Below are 16,131 nucleotides of genomic sequence, written 5' to 3'. Positions count from 1 at the left end.
GCAGGCCAGGCCCACCCCGCGGGCCCGGCCTTCCGCGTCACGCGGGCTTGGAGTCGTCGAGGAGAGGGCCCGCCAGGTCCTTGCGGGACGAGCAACCGAGCTTGCGCAGCGCGCTCGAGACGTGGCTCTCGACCGTGCGGCGGGACAGGAACAGCTCGGTCGCGATCTCCTGGTTCGTCCGGCCCGCCGCCGCGAGGGCGGCCACGCGGTGCTCCTGCGCCGACAGCGTCTGCCCGAGCGCGGGCCGCCCGCCTCGCCACGGATAGGGGATCGGCACGTTGTGCAGCCGCATCGCGCGGCAGACGCGGGCGATGTCACGGGTGGCGTGCAGCGCGCCGTACCGTCGCAACGCGGCCTCCAGGTCCGCGCCGCCACGCGGGTCCCCGTGCCCGCAGCGCAACAGCCCCAGCCGTTCGGCGGCCTGCGCCTCCTCGTAGCTCAAGCCCGCGCCCGCCGTGACGACGCGGGCCTCGTCGAGGAGCCGGCCGGTCTCGCCGTCGGGGGCCAGGATTGCCTGTGCGGCAAGGAGAGCACCCCGCGCGCGGGGTGCGTCGGTCTGGTCGAGACCCGCCGCCAGCTCGTCGACGACGGCCGCGACCTCAGCTGCCCGGCCCAGCGCCTCCGCCAGGCACAGCACGGCCTCACCACCCCACACCCAGTTCCCCTTCGCGCGGACCTGGGTGATCGCGGCCCGGGCGTGCTCGGCGGCGCCGCCTGCGTCGTCCAGCGTCAGCAGCAGCCGCGCCATGGCGGTCCGTGCCGAGATGAGCGGCCACACGGCCCCGACCCGCTCCGCGACGGCGATGACCTCGCCGAAGCACTCCGCAGCCTCCTCCGCCGGCCCGATCGCCGCGAGCAGCGAACCCCGGAGCAGCCGCGAATCCAGCGCCGCTGCCCCGAACGCGGCGTGGGTGCCGCCGATCAGCCGGACCCGGTCCAGCAGGCCGTCCCACCGGCCCGCCGCGTGGTCAACCGCTGCCGTCACCAGGTCGAGCACCACCGCTACCCGCAGGTACTCCGCGTGGTCGGCGACCCGCCGCCCCTCCGCGAGCAACGCCTCCGCGTGGTCCAGACGGCCCGCGTGCAGCGCCCCCTGCGCCCAGTTCAGGCACGCGCGGGCCCGCTCGCGGGCGGACAGGCCGTCGCCACCGAGCAGCTCGTCGACCAGCGGCCAGCCGTCCGGCCGGCCCAGCTCCATCAACAGGCCCGCCCGCGTGATCCGCACGGCAACGTCGACACCGCGGTCACCGCTGCGGCGCGCCGCCACCGCCGCCTCGTCGCAGCGGGCGAGGTGCTCGTGGACGTGCCTGCCCGTGACGGTCTCGGGCGCGGCCAGGACGGCGAGTGCGCGCCCGAGAAGGGCGGGCTCGTCCGCGAGATCCTCGACGGCACGCTCGATCTCCAAGTGACCGGCTCGGGCGTCGCCGGATTGCCGGAGCAGGCGGCCGTGCGCGAACCGCAGCTCGCCCCGGACCGCGACGGGCAGCCGCTCGGTGGCCAGCAGCCGGTCGACGATCGGCAGCGCCTCGGCGTGCGCGAGCCCGTCGACGGCGGCCCGGCCGAGCTTCACCGCGAGCCGGACCCGGAGCTCCTGCGCGACTCCGTCCGCGCCGAGCGCCGTCAACAGGAACCGCGCGGCGGTGGCGTCGTTGCCGTGGGCGAGCGCGGTCTCGGCCGCAGCCTCCGCGTGGACCACCATCTCGGCGTGGTGACCGGCCTGCAGGTAGTGGTGCGCGAGCCGGGCAGGGGAGGCGTGGCGTGCCTCGAGCGCGCGACCGGTGCGCAGGTGCAGCCACCGCCGCCGCGCTGCGGGCACCGACTCGTACACGACCTGCCGTGCGAGCGCGTGCCGGAACCTGCTGTGCCGGTTGTCCTCCTGCAGGAGCCCGACCTCCTGCGCGCGGGCGAGCGCGTTTGCGATCCCGGCCGAGTCGCGCCCGGTCACCTCGGCGAGCAGGGCGTCATCGGTCACCAGACCGGTGACGGCGGCCGCGTCGAGGATCTCGCGGGCGTCGTTGCCGAGGGAGAAGAGGCGCTGCAGGACCACGTCGCGCAGCACGGTCGGCACCGCGAGGTCGTCGAGCGCCTCCGGCCGCCCCGACAGCTCACCCGGCTCCTCCAGATAGGTGCGGAGCACCTCCTCCACCACGAAGGGGATGCCGCCGGTTTTCTCGTAGAGTCGCTCGGCGAAGGCCGGCGCGGGTGGCGTGGCGAGGATCCCGCCGGCGAGCTGCGCGACCTCGACCCGGTCGAGCGGGCGCAGGCCCACGACGCGGGCGGCACCCGACGGGGCGCGGGCCAGCGCCTCCCGGATCGGCAGCCGGCCGGTCTCGGTGCGCGCGGTGATGATCAGCGCCAGCTCCGGTGGGAGGTGCGCGGCGAGGAAGGCGAGGAAGTCCAGCGTCACGGGATCAGCCCAGTGCACGTCCTCGAGCACGAGCAGCAGAGGGCCGACCCGGTCGAGGAGAGCGACGGCCGCGCGGAACACGCGGTGCCGGTCCGCGCCCGGGTCGGAGAGCGGCGGCGGGGGCGGCGGCAGGTACGCGGCGACCTCGGGCAACAACGGGGCCAGCGCGCCGATCACCGGGTTGAGCGCGCCGCCGGTCAGCGGGCCCGCCTGCCGGAACGCGTCGAGGAGAGCCGAGAGCGGCAGCGGCTCCTGGAGCTGTTCGCACTGGCCGACGAGGACCCGGCGCTCGGCGGCCGGGGGCAGGGCGAGCAGCTCGCGGACCAAGCGGCTCTTGCCGATCCCGGCCTCGCCCTCGATCAGCAAGACCGACGGGGTGGCGGTGATTGCCGCCTGGGCCAGGGCCAGCTCCGCTGCCCGACCGATCAGTGCACCGGCGGGTGGGTCCGCCCTGGTGGCCGGCGCTCCCGAGATCATCCGCCAACCTCACTCATGCCGCGTTCTCCCTGGTCGGCCTAGGTTACCGCCATTCTTCCGTGTGCGGTACGGATGGCACCCGGGTGGTCCGTCGCTAGCGTCAGCGAAATTCTCGACGCGGAGGGTGAGCGATGGAACGGTCCACAATGTCCAGAGCCCGGCGGTGGCTGCCGGCCGCCGTGGCGGTCGCGGTGGTGGCGTCGGCGGTGACGCCCGTCGCCGCCGCGGCCGAACCCGGCACCGCCGCGGCGCGGCAGACCTATATCGTCCAGATGGCGCTGGATCCCGTCGTCGCCTACGCCGGTGGCGTCGCCGGGCTGCCGCCGACCAAGCCGGCTCGCGGCCGCAAGGTCAACCCCAGGTCGGCGCAAGTCGCGGAGTACGCCGACCACGTCCGGGGCCGGCAGGACCAGGCGGCGCGGGCGGTGGGCGCGAAGAAGCGCAGCACCTACGTCTACTCCTTCGACGGGTTCGCGGCCGACCTGACCGGCGCGCAGGCCGCGCAGCTGCGGGCGATGCCCGACGTCGTCGCGGTCACCGCCGACCGGAAGGTCACCACGCAGACCTCGTCGACCGCCGGCTTCCTCGGTCTGGACAAGCCGGGCGGGCTGTGGGACCAGCTGCAGGGCCCGGAAGGCGCGGGCGAGGGCCTGGTCATCGGCGTGATCGACAGCGGCATCTGGCCCGACAGCGCGAGCTTCGCCAACCCCGACACCGATGGGAAGATGTACGCGCCGCTGAGCGACTTCCACGGCACGTGCGAAACGGTCGCGAACGCCTCGTGGCAGCCGGACGACTGCACAGGCAAGATCGTCGCCGCGCGGCACTTCGACGCGGCGTGGGGCGGCGACGCGGGTGTCACGAGCGCGATGCCGTGGGAGTTCCCCTCCCCGCGTGACTACAACGGGCACGGCACCCATACCGCTTCGACCGCGGGCGGCAACCACGGCGTCGCGGCTACCGGCCCGATGTCCGTGCTCGGTGCGATCACCGGCATGGCGCCGCGCGCCCGGATCGCCGCCTACAAGGCGCTGTGGTCCAGCGAGGACGGCTCGACCGCCTCGGGTGCCACCTCCGACATCGTCGCCGCCATCGACCAGGCCGTGGCCGACGGTGTCGACGTGCTCAACTTCTCCGTCTCGGGGACCACGACCGACCTGCTCGACCCGATTGAGATCGCGTTCCTCGCCGCGGCCGAGGCCGGGGTCTTCGTCTCGGCCTCCGCGGGAAACAGCGGCCCGGCGGCCACGACGGTCGCTCACCCGTCGCCGTGGGTGACGACGGTCGCCGCGAGCACCACAACCGGAGCACGACCGCCACCGCCACCCTCGGCGACGGCACCACCCACACCGGCGCGTCACTCGCGACCACCGCGGCCGGCCCGGCGCCGCTCGTCTACTCCGGAGCGGCCACGACCGGGCAGTCGACGGCCAGCGACCAGCTCGCGAGGCTCTGTTACGCCGCGGTCGACAACGGCGGCACGCCCGTGCTCGACCCCGCCAAGGTGACGGGGAAGATCGTCGTCTGCGAGCGGGGCAACAACGCACGCATCAACAAGAGCCGCGCGGTGAAGGAGGCCGGCGGCGTCGGCATGATCCTCGTCAACACGACCCCGGACGACGACGGGCTCGTCGCCGACGTCCACGCCGTGCCGACCGTGCACCTGACGGCCACGAACCAGGCTGCGATCCAGGCGTACGCCGCCACGCCCGGTGCCACGGCGTCGGTCTCGGCGGCCACGATCTCCTACAACACGCCCGCGCCGTACATCGCCGCGTTCTCCTCGCGCGGGCCGTCCACGGCCGCGGGCGGTGACCTGCTCAAGCCCGACCTCACGGCACCCGGGCAGGACATCCTCGCCGCGGTCGCGCCGCCGGGACAGGGCGGCCTGGACTTCAACCTGATGAGCGGCACGTCGATGTCGGCACCGCACGTCGCCGGGCTCGCGGCGCTGCTCAAGCAGCGGCACCCGGACTGGTCGCCGATGGCCGTCAAGTCGGCGCTGATGACGACCGGCAGCGATGTCCTCGACGGGCCGGGCAGCGACCCGGCGGTCGCGTTCGCACAGGGCGCCGGGCACGTCGTGCCCAACAGCGCCGTGGACCCGGGGCTGGTCTTCGACAGCGGCGCCGACGACTGGATCGCGTTCCTGTGCGACACCACCAAAGGCGTGACCCAGACCGCCTGCGACGCCGAGGCGAAGAAGGGAAAGTCGTTCGACCCCAGCGACCTGAACACGCCGTCGATCTCCATCGGGCGCTTGCCGGGCACGCAGACGGTGACGCGCTCGGTGACCAACGTCGGCCGCGACCAGACGACGTACACCCCGGTGGTGACGGGTCTGCCCGGCGTGTCGGTGAAGGTCAAGCCCGACCGGCTCACGCTGCGCGGAGGCGAGACGAAGTCGTTCACCGTGACGTTCACCCGGACCAGCGCGGCCGTCAACACGTACGTCTCCGGCCAGCTGACCTGGCGCGACGCCCGGCACAAGGTACGGATCCCGATGGTGGTCCGCCCGGTCGCCCAGGCGTGGACCGCGGATCACGGCGTCGCGGGCGTGCAGGACTCGGGTGAGCAGGTCGTCCTCGCGCCCGACGGCAAGCGGGTTTTCGTGACCGGCGTCAACTACGGCTCGGCGCCCGGGCAGTACAACCTGAGCATCGCCACGGTCGCCCACGACGCGAAGACGGGTGCCGAGCTGTGGTCGGCGAAGTACGCGGGCCCGGCAGGCACGTACGCCGAGCCCCACGACATGCAGGTGAGCCCGGACGGGCGGACGCTGTACGTCACGGGAGCCACGGCCGCGGACGCCACCGGCAACGACGCCGTCACCATCGCCTACGACGCCGCGACGGGCAGGCAGAAGTGGGAGGTGCGGTACACCGGCCCGGGCGCCTTCACGGCCTGGAGCAACGGGATCGTGGTGAGCCAGGACGGCAGGCGCGTGTACGTCACGGGCATGACGACCCTCGCGGACGACGGCATCGACGATTTCTTCACCGCCGCCTACGACGCCACCACCGGCAGGCAGGTCTGGGCCACGACCTACGACGGCGCGGGCAAGGCGACCGACGACGCCCGGATGATCGCCCTGGCCCCGGACGGCAGGACGGTCTTCGTCAGCGGGCAGAGCCCGGGGCCGACCGAGACCGGCTACGACTGGGGCACGGTCGCCTACGACACGGCCACCGGCAAGCAGAAGTGGGTGGCCCGGTACGACAGCCCGACGCACGGCTACGACATGCCGTCCGCGATGACGGTGTCGGAGGACGGCCGTTCGGTCATCGTGACCGGTGCGAGCACCGAGGGCGCGACGGCGGTCGACCTGACGACCATCGCGTACGACACCCGCACCGGCGCCGTGCGGTGGTCGGACAACTACGACGGCCCGGGACACGCCACCGACAACCCGTACGCCATCACGGCTTCCCAGGGCCGGGTGTACGTCACGGGCAACACGGAGGGCGCAGGCACCGGGTTCGACATGACCACGGTCGCCTACGACGAGCGCACCGGCAGGCGGCTGTGGCTCCAGCGGTTCGACGGCAAGGCCCACCAAGACGACACGTCATCGGGCATCGTGGTCACACCCGACGGCAAGAAGGTGGTCATCACCGGCACGAGCGCGGATAGCGGCGCGGGCAGCGACTACGTGACGATCGCCTACGACGCGGCCACCGGCAGGCAGACATGGCTCGGCCGGTACGACGGCCTGGCCGGCGGCCCGGACGGCGCCCACGCGATCGCCATGACCACGAAGAAGGACGGCATCCGGTTCTACGTGACCGGCCAGAGCGCCACGGCGGGCAGCCTCGAGACCGGCGTGGAGGTGGAGATGACCACCATCGCCTACGTCGACCCCTGGCAGCAATGAGCAGCTGATCACCTGCCGTGAAAGGCGCTTTCGGGACGCTGGACAACCCGAAAGCGCCTTTCACGGCGTATGGCATCCTCATTCCGGGCAGGGCGTTTCAGTCAGGATGGGTGTCCGAGATGGACGCTCGGCCTGATTCGCTTTGGTGAAAACACTTTCTGGCGCGATTGGCCGTCGAGAGAAGACAGTCCTGGCGCTGCTCGGAAACCGGGCGCCGGCCTGAGCTTCGTGAAGGTGAATGGACACGGCGACGACGGTCCTCGAGATGGCGGCGTCCTGCCGGGCCGGCGGGTCGGCCGTGGGTACGGACACTGGCCCCACCTGGGCGGAGTCGACTCTGGCCCAGGTAGTCGCCGGCCAGGCGCCGCCGCCCGACGGGGTGGTGCGGAACCTGGTTCGCGGGCCACCGGCGCAGCGACCGATCACGGTCGCCCACGAGCTGGTCGGCGAGTTGAGGCGAAGAGCCACGCGCGAACGCGGGAACCGTCCATCTTCATCAGACTGCTGACAACCACTGCGCTTCGACAACACCGGCGCCCGTGACCGACCCAATGGCCGCCGCTACCAAACAACGAGTAGGCAACGACGGACACCGAACCACCGGGATCCGAGAAAGTGTCACAGTCCTCCAATCGGTGTAGTCACGATTGCGGAACAACAAGCCGCTGGGATCCTGCTCAGTCGAAATGGTCGGGCCTTCGTCTTCCGCGTGTCCTTCAGGAGTTGACGGCCGTTGCTGTAGCTGCCGGCCGAGACGTGGCCGTCACAAATCAGCGCGTTCGACAACGAGGTCAGCGTCACCGTCGAGTTCGGAACCTCCCGTGAGATGTAGGTGAGATCCGGCGGGGACTGACTCTTGAGCCAGTGTGAGCAGGTGGCGCGCAAGCGACCTCAGCCCCGCAGGGTTGCCCCGGACAAGTACCGCTGATCCATCGATGGTCACGTCCAGGGCAAAACCGTCGTCCCAACGGAACTTCAAGCCCTCGCCCAGAACGTACTGATCGAATTCGATTCGTGATTCCAATTTCACTCCGGTTCGAAGTAGCCGCCGGGACCGAGCCACTTCTCGGCAGCGTCCAGTGCCGCGTCGGTGCTGATCCTAGTTCCGTCGATAGGATGCCCGTCCGCGTCGTACGGACCACACGAACTCCATGGTGCGGAGTTGTGCGCGAGATCGGCGCGTCGGCGGTCGATGGCGACGCAGACGCGTGGTCGACCTCAACCGGGCGCAAGCCGATCGAGGGGCCGCTCAGGCAGAACTGATGAGGGCCGGCGAACCTCCGGGACTCGGCGAGGCCGAGGTCTACGCAATGATCGACTCGCTCGGCAAAACGTCAGCGCCGCGCTGGCCAACGGCAGCCGGGCCGGCGGCATGATCTCCACCTCGAAGGTCGCGAAGACGACGTTGATCGGCAGCTGCTCGTCCGGCACGAGGCGCCACAGCACGGCGAGTTGCGCCCCCTGGGTCAGGCCGCGGGCGAGGCGCTGCACGAACCCAACCGCGGCGAGACCGGTGAAAGAGACGGGTCTGCGCAACCTCCCTATGCACGGGTTCGACGCCAACCGGACCTGGATCGCCATCGACTGCCTCGCAACCGAACCAACCGCTCGGCTGCAGCTGCTGGCCATACACGGCACGACGCACGCCGATGCGAACCCAAACGGCTGTGCCTGCGGCTGCTCTCCGCGACGCGGATGCGATCCTCGCAGCGGGTGCGGCGCCGGTGCCGCACTTCGAGATCCGGTCGTTGGCCGCCGGTGGCGTCGGCGGCGAACGCGCCCGGGCCAGTGGAACCCCGGCACCCAACCCGCCGAACGGGTCACCGACTCAGTTTATTTGGCTTCGGCAAACTTCTGAAACTCTCCAATAGCCACGTCAAAGGAGTGCACATCACACACAACATTAAATTCTTCCCCATTGGACCACGATCGAACCCATCGCCTATGTTCCGGTCCCCAAGTGCGTGGCTCCATTACTCGGCCGGAAATATCCGTTTCGGAAAGGTTCACCTGAATTAGCCATCCAGGGTTATCGATGGTCGATATCTTTATGCCGTATTCATGCTCCCAATCACCGTTACAATTATTTGCATACCAGTCCAGGGAGATATTGGACACTCACTTCCAGCGACACTAGCATCCTCCCGGCAATTCCCATTGTTCAAGGGTTCTAGCACTGCCGTCCGGCAGATTGATGTGCGGAGTCGAAATGATTGAACCATCACGGTTTACATGTGCCGGGCCGTAGCGGTCAAAACGCTTCTGCAAAACAAGGGGCTTTGGGTCGCGCGGATCTGACGGTGGCGCCCACTCGGCATACATCTTGATCTCATCGGTGTCTCCTGCGTATCGGAACGTAGTGTGCGGTCCTTCCGCCGCCGGGTCTGGAGCCTGGCGTGGGGGGCGCCCATTGTGCACCAGGATCGCCTGGTCCCCGGACATCACACGATACACGTGGTCAACGTCTACGGTGATGTTGTAGACCCGCAGTGGCCGCATGACCTTGACAGTTGATGCGATGCGCACTTGCCGGTCGATGCCTCGCACCATGTCGCCGGTACGGAGCTCACTCGCCGGTACGCATGCTTGCCTTGTCGGCAACCAGAACGGATGACTGCCAGTGGCCGCAATCGTCTCCGAGCTACCGGTCATCCGAATCTGGATCAGAGTCTTCCAGCCCTCACCTGTCACCGTTCCCACGACTTGCCGCGCAACACTCCGGCCGGTGACAGGGTCAGCGGCTTCTACCCATTCTCCCAGCTTGGTCGACTCGATTGATCGCCGAGATCCGTCAGCCATCAACACGAGTGTTCCAGGTAGGAAGCTATTGCAAGCCCTGATCGTTGACAGTCGTCGCCCTGCACTCTCAACCGCTCGCAGATCAGCCATCTGCATAAACGCGGTCAACGCGGGCCGGGCACCGGGTCCGGACGATCTTCGTCCACCGCCCGGCGAAGGACCTCGCCGAACGGGCGTTGCGGACATCACGAAAACCGTTCGGACCCGCCTGGTTTTTCACCCGCCGCCGCAAGACGGCTCATCCGATCCGCACCGTCAAATACGCGGTGACACCCCGCCCGGTACGCCAGGTGAGCCGGGCTATCTACACGGTGACCAACCCGCTCGGTGCGGCCGAGAACGCGCTTGTCAACAGCCTCTTCGCCGGGCGCGGAAAGAACCGCCGACGCACCGCGACGCGCGCAGCCGCGCCCCGCGCGACACCAACCACCTCCACTTCAGACGTGCGAGCCGCCGAAGGCGCCGCCGCTCACGACCAGCTCGCGGCTTTGACGTCCGTCCAGAGGGAGCGGTTCTCCCCGGCACAGCGACCGGTCATCAACTCGCCCGTCCCGGTCGACCGCGAGGCCCTAGCTGTGCTGTTCGGGCACGTTGGTGACGTGGCGACACGGTCTTGATGATCTTGATATGGGTGAGGACCCCGGGTTTCGGTGTGGATCACCACAACCTGCACCGACTCCCGGAGGCCCTCATGGTCCACCGTAACGCCCCGTTGACCCCGACCGGCAGGCTCCGGTTGCCGCAGTGTGTCATCGATCAAGGCTGGTCACTACGCCGCGCAGCTGAGCGGTTTCAGGTCTCACACACGACTGTTGCTCGCACCACGCGCCGATGCGCCTCGAGCACGAAATCGAGACGGACGGGAGCCGCTCAGGCGGCGAGGACAAACGCCGGACCGGCGGCGACACCGGCATCGGCGATCCCCCGGTCGACACCGGCGCGTTCCGCGGTCCGGCGGATGAATTCCTGGCGGCCGAACGGCGTCGTACTGACTGTGCACACCGTTCTTGAACTCGCCAACAGCGCTGTGCGCGTCCTGTGAGCCGGGCATCCCGCCGAACGGGCTCTCCTTTTCGCTCCGGCCTCCTGTTGCCCAGCAGATCAACGTTCCGGGACTGCGCGAGAGCATCTCCCCCTCGACCGGATCGAGGGGAGATACCGTTTTCTCACCCCGATCACGCCGGAGACTAACCGGGCTCCGGAAGGGTGATGACACCACGTCACCGCCAAGAGAGCCCGCATGTCCCCCTCACGACGTGCTGGCGACATGAGCGACGTTGCTGTTCGTCACCGCGCTCAGGGCGGCGCACCAGGGCCTGCAGCAGCTGGGCTCGGTCGCTTCCGGACTCACGTCCGCGGGCCGCCTGACCGGGCTGCTCTCGTCCGCCCTGCTCCTGCTGCAGGTACTGCTGATCGCCCGGATCCCCCCGGGTCGAACTCAACTCCGGGCAAGACACGCTGGCGCACGGGCACCAGCTGACCGGGTTCACCTCGTTCGTCCTGCTGTGCCTGCACATCGTCCTGATCTCTCTGGGCTACGCCATGACCGACCACAGTGGACTTATCGCCGAGGTGTGGAGTCTCGTCACGACCTACCCGGGCATACTGCTGGCGACCGCGGGTACGGTCGCGCTCGTCTTGGTCGTCCTCACCTCGGTGTGGGCCCCGCGCCGCCGGTTGCGCCACGAGTCCTGGCACCTGCTGCACCTCTACTCCTACCTCGGCGTCTCCGTTCACTCCGAACCCTGCAGCACCTGCCAGACCCTGGTGGCCACGTGCAGGTTGAGTCTGCTGTCGACGTCATTGAGGTCGCGGTCGGTGATCTCCCGGATCCGGCCGAGCCGGTAGCGCAGGGTGCTGCGGTGGATCACCAGCGCGGAAGCGGTCTCGTCGTAGTGTCCGCCGCATTCGAGGTACTGCGACAGCGTCTGAACCAGATTCGTGTTCTTTTGCTCGTCGTAGTCGAGAAGCTGGCCCAGCCATTCCCGCACGAACGCGACGATTTCGGCGCGATTGTCTCCGGTGTCCAGAATGCGGTAAAGGCCCAGTTGGTCGAATGTCGTCGCACCATGGGGTGACCTTGATTTCTGGCGGACGTCCAGGGCTCGCAAGGCTTCCGAGTAGGACCTCGGAAAGTTGCCAGGGCTGTCGCAGCGGGCACCGACCCCGATCGCACAGGCGCTTCCGAGGCTCTCCGAGAGGGTGCGGCACAGCGCGTCCCCGTCCGGGCGTCCGCGGACGAGGAGCACCACGGCTCCCGAGCGCCGGGAGATCATCGAGCTCAGCTGAAGCGAGGCGGCCGCCCGGCCGGTGGCGTGGGCGAGGGCGTCGTCGGCGTGCCTCCCGTCCCATTGGACGACGATCACGTAATGAGGGCCGCGCAGGTCGTGCCCGATCGCGTCGGCGCGAGCGTAGGCGCTCTCGTCGTCGGTGCCGGTGATCAGGTCGTCGACCAGGTCACGGTGAAGGCGTAGTTCGACCTCGGCGAGATTGCGCTGGTGGGACAGCTCCAGCGCCAGCACCGTTGTCCCGTATTCGAGCGCGAACATCTCGTGGCTGCCCACGGTCCTGCGGGGGTCCACGAGCGCGATCACGCCGAGTACCTCGTAGTGCGGTTTGACGAGCGAGATCAACCGGTCCTTCTCCCGGACCGGATGGGGGACCGCCGCGGCGCGCCTGAGCAGCTCCTCGCGCCGGTGGGATTCGGGCTTCGGGTACGGGTCGGGCTTGCCGGCACCGGCCCAGGCCCGCAGGTTGCCGAACCGGTCTTCGATCGCGACCGACAACGATGTCAGCTGGTGCAGCGCATGGGCGATGCCAGGCTCGCCCGCACCGGACACGGAGATGTTGGTGAGTACCTCGTGCACGTGCCCCTGTTGCTCGAGCCGGGCGACCGACGCAGCCAGCCTGCCGTTGAGCTCTTGCAGAACGAGGGCCTGTTCCCGCTCTCGCCGGTGGAGCGCGGCGTTGGCCAGCGCATCCGCCGCCTGTTGACTGAGCGCTTCGAGCAAGAAGAACTCGTCCTCCGACGGCTGAATTGCCGCGTGCACCACCAGGTAGCCTCTCAAGACGTTCAGCCCGCGCAGCGCGAAGCCCCAGCACCAATCGCCGCCGGGTAGGACGAGCGAGCCGCTGTCGCCGTCGAGAAGCCACACCTGCTGGTCAAGCTCCGCGTTCGGCTCCGCGTCATCACAACGCTTGAGTGCGCCGTCGATGATCAGGTACACCGCCTTGGTGCCGCAGCCGCTCAGCGACAGCACCGAGGTGGCGGCCAGTCGAACGATGTCGTCGGCTTCACGGCCGACGAACGACCCCCGCAAATTCGACAAGTGGCCACGCCACCAGCCGTCCGAGCTCTGTGGATTTTGGTGGGTTCCGCCCGCCGCCGCGGGTGCCATCCGGGCCTCCAACCGCCGACTGAACAAAGACTCTACACGGATGATCCTGCTCTGCCGGGTCGATCGTTCGCGCCAGTTTCGGCCTGCCAGGCGCACGCGCGAGCATGGCTCTGCTTGGCACAGTCTGCTGTGTCACGAAAAACCGCTGCGACGGTCCCGATTCTGCCGGTAACCGCAAATTCGCATGCGCCAGGAGAAGCGCGTCACAGAGTTTGTTCGACGCGGTAGGTCCATTCGCGACACGTACTCGGACGAGGAATGAGGAGAGTCATGACATTAATGCGTTTCGACCCGTTCCGCGATCTCGAACGGTTGACCGAGCAGGCCGTGGTGGGCGCCCGCGGCCCGCGGGCGATGCCGATCGAGGCCTTCCGCCGCGGCGACCAGTTCGTCGTCGCGCTGGACCTACCGGGAGTGAACCCCGACGACGTCGACGTGACGGTGGAACGCAATGTGGTGACCGTACGTGCCCGTCGCGCCCCGCTGCGCCGTGAAGGTGACGAACTGGTGGTCGACGAACGGCCGCAGGGTGAGTTCAGCCGCCAATTCTTCCTGGGCGACAACCTGGACAGCACGCGGCTGTCCGCGGAGGTCGACCACGGTGTGCTCATGCTCGGCATCCCGGTCGCCGAAGCCAGCAAGCCTCGCAAGGTCGAAATCGGCGGCGGCACCGAGACGGCTGAAAAGAAGCCTCAGATCAAGGCTTCTCGCGAAGAACACGCGAACGTCTAGGAGCCGGACGATGACTGCGCAGCCCGGCGCCACGGCGCCATCACCGCGTGACTCTTCGGACCAGCAAGCTTCGGATGAGCTCACCTCGGAACAGCGCACCGCGAGCCGGCGTCGTCCGATCGGCGCTTACGAGACCTACAGCGAAGCCGAGCGTGCCGTTGACTACCTGTCGGACAACGGCTTCCCGGTCCAGCGGGTCGCCATCATCGGCTCGGACGTCAAGCTGGTCGAGCAGGTCGTCGGGCGCCTGAACTACGGCGGCGCCGCGCTGCGCGGAGCCGGCTCGGGTGCCGTCACAGGACTGCTGATCGGTTGGCTGTTCGGGATCTTGAACTGGTTCACGCCGTTGCTGGCGGCCTTCACCCTCGCCGTGTACGGCCTTGTGTTCGGCGCTGTGATCGGCGCGATCTTCGGCCTCGCCGTCCATGCGCTCCAGCGTGGCCGCCGCGACTTCGCCTCGGTCCGGGTCATGACGCCCACCCGCTACGAGGTCGTCGCCGACGAAGCGGTGGCCGACGAAGCCAAGAAACTGCTCGCCAAGATGAAGGGAAGTGTGTGATGGCCAAGGCGGTCGGCATCGACCTGGGCACGACCAACTCGGTGATCGCCGCCTGGGAAGGCGGCGAGCCCACGGTCATCGCCAACTCCGAAGGCACCCGGACCACCCCGTCGGTGGTCGCGTTCACCGAAAGCGGCGAGCGGCTGGTCGGCCAGCTCGCCCGCCGGCAGGCGATCCTCAATCCGAAGGGCACCGTCTACTCCGCGAAGAGGTTCATCGGCCGGAAATACGACGAGGTCGGCGACGAGGCCAAGGCTGTCGGCTTCGACGTCGTCGAGGGCGAAGGCGGCGTCGTCCGGTTCAAGGTCCGCGACAAGCTCTACTCGCCGGAGGAGATCAGCGCGCAGATCCTGCGCAAGCTCGCCGACGACGCGGGCAAGTTCCTCGGCGAGCGGGTGACCGAGGCCGTCATCACCGTGCCGGCGTACTTCAACGACGCCCAGCGGCAGGCCACCAAGGACGCCGGCAAAATCGCCGGCCTCGAGGTCCTGCGCATCATCAACGAGCCGACCGCCGCCGCGCTCGCCTACGGGCTCGACTCGAAGAGCCACGAGACGGTCCTCGTGTTCGACCTCGGCGGCGGCACCTTCGACGTGAGCCTGCTCGACGTCGGAGACGGCGTGGTCGAGGTCCGCTCGACCGCCGGGGACACCCATCTCGGGGGTGACGACTTCGACCGCCGGATCGTGGATCACCTCGCCGATCAGTTCCAGAAGGACAACGGCATCGACCTGCGGGCGGATCCGCAGGCGCTCCAACGGCTCTTCGAAGCCGCGGAGAAGGCGAAGGTCGAGCTCAGCTCGGTCAGCCAGACGAGCGTGAGCCTGCCGTTCATCACTGCGGATAAAGACGGCCCGAAGCATCTCACGACCACCTTGATGCGCTCGGTGTTCGAGCAGATCACCACGGACCTGGTCGAGCGGTGCCTTGGCCCGGTCAAGCAGGCGATGAGCGACGCGAAGGTGACCGCGAACGACATCGACGAGGTCATCCTGGTCGGCGGATCGACGCGGATCCCGGCCGTGCAGAGCCTGGTCCGCAGGCTGACCGGCGGCAAGGACCCGAACATGAGCGTCAACCCGGACGAGGTCGTCGCGCTCGGTGCGGCGGTCCAGTCAGGTGTGCTCAAGGGCGAGGTCAAGGACGTCCTGTTGCTCGACGTCACACCACTGTCCCTCGGCGTCGAAACCCAGGGCGGCGTGATGACGAAGATCATCGAGCGCAACACGACCATCCCGGCGCGGCGGACCGAGGTGTTCTCCACCGCGGAGGACAACCAGCCCGCGGTCGACGTCGTGGTGCTCCAGGGCGAGCGGGAGAGGGCGGCCGACAACCGGGTGCTCGGGCGCTTCCAGCTCACCGACATCCGGCCGGCTCCGCGGGGCGAGCCCCAGATCGAGGTCACCTTCGACGTCGACGCCAACGGCATCCTCGATGTCACGGCCAAGGACAAGGACACCGGCGCGCAGCAGGGCATCACGATCAGCGAGAGCTCGAATCTCGACCAGGCCGAGATCGACCGCATGGTCACCGAAGCCGAACGCAACCGGTCCGAGGACCTGCGGCTGCGCGAAGAGGTCGACGCGCGCAACCTGCTCGACTCGGCGGCATACCAGGTCGAACGGGCGATCACGGACACCACCCCGCCGCATGAGAAGGCGCGGGCGGAGATGCTCGTCAACGAGGCTCGTGAGGCCGTGAAGAACGCGGCTCCGGTGGACCAGGTGCGTTCGCTGACCTCGGAGTTGCAGCAGGTGCTGGCCGGGCTCAACGCTTCCCGGGCGAGCGGCGGCGAAGGTGGCAGCGGTTCCGGCGGCGGCACGCAGCAATCGGCCGACGAGGACGACGTGATCGACGCGGACTTCGACCGGGCGTGAGGCGGATC

12 protein-coding genes and 1 pseudogene are annotated in these 16,131 nt (G+C 69.0%); 8 read left to right on the top strand and 5 right to left on the bottom strand.

Features of this window, described 5'->3' with window-relative positions:
- Positions 1-37: 37 nt before the first annotated feature.
- Entirely contained in the window at positions 38-2,884 is a 2,847-nt protein-coding gene (locus ACQPXB_RS22185) for an ATP-binding protein (RefSeq protein ID WP_432855349.1), read from the bottom strand.
- Positions 2,885-3,030: 146 nt separating this feature from the next.
- On the opposite strand from ACQPXB_RS22185, the gene ACQPXB_RS22180 reads away from it, so the two are divergent.
- Positions 3,031-4,392: a S8 family serine peptidase gene (locus tag ACQPXB_RS22180; protein WP_432855346.1), complete on the top strand. Its 1,362-nt coding sequence runs from the start codon at positions 3,031-3,033 to the stop codon at positions 4,390-4,392.
- On the top strand, positions 4,371-6,758 hold the full coding sequence (locus ACQPXB_RS22175) for a PQQ-binding-like beta-propeller repeat protein (protein ID WP_432856748.1): 2,388 nt from the start codon (positions 4,371-4,373) through the stop codon (positions 6,756-6,758). The genes ACQPXB_RS22180 and ACQPXB_RS22175 overlap by 22 nt, the downstream gene beginning before the upstream one ends.
- Before the next feature lie 763 nt (positions 6,759-7,521).
- Here ACQPXB_RS22175 and ACQPXB_RS22170 read toward each other — a convergent pair.
- The 3 genes from ACQPXB_RS22170 to ACQPXB_RS22160 all read right to left on the bottom strand — a co-directional run bounded on the left by ACQPXB_RS22170 (position 7,522) and on the right by ACQPXB_RS22160 (position 9,557).
- Positions 7,522-7,701, bottom strand: coding sequence for an Imm32 family immunity protein (locus ACQPXB_RS22170; protein ID WP_432856745.1), 180 nt, complete (start codon positions 7,699-7,701; stop codon positions 7,522-7,524).
- A gap of 890 nt (positions 7,702-8,591) precedes the next feature.
- Positions 8,592-8,876, bottom strand: coding sequence for an Imm53 family immunity protein (locus ACQPXB_RS22165; RefSeq protein ID WP_432855343.1), 285 nt, complete (start codon positions 8,874-8,876; stop codon positions 8,592-8,594).
- A 15-nt stretch (positions 8,877-8,891) separates the two neighbouring features.
- The gene (locus tag ACQPXB_RS22160; protein ID WP_432855340.1) at positions 8,892-9,557 is read right to left on the bottom strand and encodes a Hint domain-containing protein; all 666 of its coding nucleotides are present in this window, start codon (positions 9,555-9,557) and stop codon (positions 8,892-8,894) included.
- A gap of 691 nt (positions 9,558-10,248) precedes the next feature.
- Here ACQPXB_RS22160 and ACQPXB_RS22155 point away from each other — a divergent pair.
- The 3 genes and pseudogenes from ACQPXB_RS22155 to ACQPXB_RS22145 form a co-directional block, all read left to right on the top strand.
- Positions 10,249-10,381: pseudogene (locus tag ACQPXB_RS22155) on the top strand (IS481 family transposase); the annotation flags it as partial.
- Positions 10,382-10,388: 7 nt separating this feature from the next.
- Positions 10,389-10,568, top strand: a complete 180-nt coding sequence (locus tag ACQPXB_RS22150) for a hypothetical protein (protein ID WP_366585322.1) — start codon at positions 10,389-10,391, stop codon at positions 10,566-10,568.
- Between the two features lie 447 nt (positions 10,569-11,015).
- Positions 11,016-11,405, top strand: a complete 390-nt coding sequence (locus ACQPXB_RS22145) for a ferric reductase-like transmembrane domain-containing protein (protein ID WP_366585306.1) — start codon at positions 11,016-11,018, stop codon at positions 11,403-11,405.
- Here ACQPXB_RS22145 and ACQPXB_RS22140 read toward each other — a convergent pair.
- The gene (locus tag ACQPXB_RS22140) at positions 11,291-12,955 is read right to left on the bottom strand and encodes a PucR family transcriptional regulator (RefSeq protein WP_432855337.1); all 1,665 of its coding nucleotides are present in this window, start codon (positions 12,953-12,955) and stop codon (positions 11,291-11,293) included. The genes ACQPXB_RS22145 and ACQPXB_RS22140 overlap by 115 nt on opposite strands.
- Positions 12,956-13,225: 270 nt before the next feature.
- Between ACQPXB_RS22140 and ACQPXB_RS22135 the strand changes: the two genes are divergently transcribed.
- The 3 genes from ACQPXB_RS22135 to dnaK are packed head-to-tail and all read left to right on the top strand — an operon-like array spanning position 13,226 to position 16,123.
- Positions 13,226-13,687 (top strand): Hsp20/alpha crystallin family protein, encoded by a 462-nt coding sequence (locus ACQPXB_RS22135; RefSeq protein ID WP_366585189.1) that lies wholly within the window; start codon positions 13,226-13,228, stop codon positions 13,685-13,687.
- A 10-nt stretch (positions 13,688-13,697) separates the two neighbouring features.
- Complete coding sequence (locus tag ACQPXB_RS22130; protein WP_366585187.1) at positions 13,698-14,246, top strand: general stress protein; 549 nt, start codon at positions 13,698-13,700, stop codon at positions 14,244-14,246.
- Entirely contained in the window at positions 14,246-16,123 is a 1,878-nt protein-coding gene (gene dnaK / locus ACQPXB_RS22125) for a molecular chaperone DnaK (RefSeq protein ID WP_366585185.1), read from the top strand. Before ACQPXB_RS22130 ends, dnaK begins: the two co-directional genes overlap by 1 nt.
- Positions 16,124-16,131 lie beyond the last annotated feature (8 nt).

Source organism: Amycolatopsis sp. CA-161197, assembly GCF_050942255.1.
Taxonomy (GTDB): domain Bacteria; phylum Actinomycetota; class Actinomycetes; order Mycobacteriales; family Pseudonocardiaceae; genus Amycolatopsis.
Note: the sequence above shows the minus strand (reverse complement) of the source record. Positions and strands in the feature narration are given on the sequence as shown.

Coding starts and splice junctions, on each gene's coding strand:
- ACQPXB_RS22185 (WP_432855349.1), bottom strand. CDS start 2,884: ATGATCTCGGGAGCGCCGGCCACCAGGGCGGACCCACCCGCCGGTGCA.
- ACQPXB_RS22180 (WP_432855346.1), top strand. CDS start 3,031: ATGTCCAGAGCCCGGCGGTGGCTGCCGGCCGCCGTGGCGGTCGCGGTG.
- ACQPXB_RS22160 (WP_432855340.1), bottom strand. CDS start 9,557: ATGGCTGACGGATCTCGGCGATCAATCGAGTCGACCAAGCTGGGAGAA.
- ACQPXB_RS22150 (WP_366585322.1), top strand. CDS start 10,389: ATGCGCCTCGAGCACGAAATCGAGACGGACGGGAGCCGCTCAGGCGGC.
- ACQPXB_RS22140 (WP_432855337.1), bottom strand. CDS start 12,955: ATGGCACCCGCGGCGGCGGGCGGAACCCACCAAAATCCACAGAGCTCG.
- ACQPXB_RS22135 (WP_366585189.1), top strand. CDS start 13,226: ATGACATTAATGCGTTTCGACCCGTTCCGCGATCTCGAACGGTTGACC.
- ACQPXB_RS22130 (WP_366585187.1), top strand. CDS start 13,698: ATGACTGCGCAGCCCGGCGCCACGGCGCCATCACCGCGTGACTCTTCG.
- dnaK (WP_366585185.1), top strand. CDS start 14,246: ATGGCCAAGGCGGTCGGCATCGACCTGGGCACGACCAACTCGGTGATC.